Source organism: Burkholderia territorii (assembly GCF_902833055.1).
GTDB classification, from domain to species: Bacteria; Pseudomonadota; Gammaproteobacteria; order Burkholderiales; family Burkholderiaceae; genus Burkholderia; species Burkholderia territorii.
This window is the reverse complement of sequence record NZ_CADFEJ010000150.1, coordinates 1-442: the sequence shown is the minus strand read 5'-3', so window position 1 is coordinate 442 and position 442 is coordinate 1. Positions and strand designations below refer to the sequence as shown.

Genomic DNA, 442 nt, shown 5'->3' with positions numbered 1-442 from the left:
TGATCGTGACCGACGACGTTCATTCGCTCGATCAGATACAAAGCAATCCTGTCGAGTTTTACAGATCCGGCGCTGGCAGTGAAGTGGATGCGTTCACGCAGTGGGCGGGTTCGCGGACTTTGCAGAGTTCGGTGCATACAACCCGCACGTTTGACTACAAGGCGCCGTCAGTGGGTGCCAATCCCAAGGGCACGACACTGCCGACCATGGCTGGGCAGGGCAATCTGCCCGAGCAGACCGAGGTCTACGAGTACACGGGGGCCTACACCTACGATCGACAGGATCGAGGCGAGCATCTTTCCAAAGTGCATCTGGAAGAATGGGAATCACGGGCCAAGCGATTTACGGGAGCCGGTGGTGTGCGTGGCGTCGATGCAGGTTTGCGGTTCGACTTGAGCGGCCACCCGGAGCACGACCGCGATCCTGCCGCCCAGCGAGAGTT

At 59.7% G+C, this 442-nt stretch carries 1 protein-coding gene; it reads left to right on the top strand.

Annotation, left to right across the window (positions count from 1 at the left end):
* A partial coding sequence (locus HW466_RS31470) for a phage late control D family protein (protein ID WP_176316180.1) occupies positions 1–442 on the top strand: 442 nt, incomplete at both ends.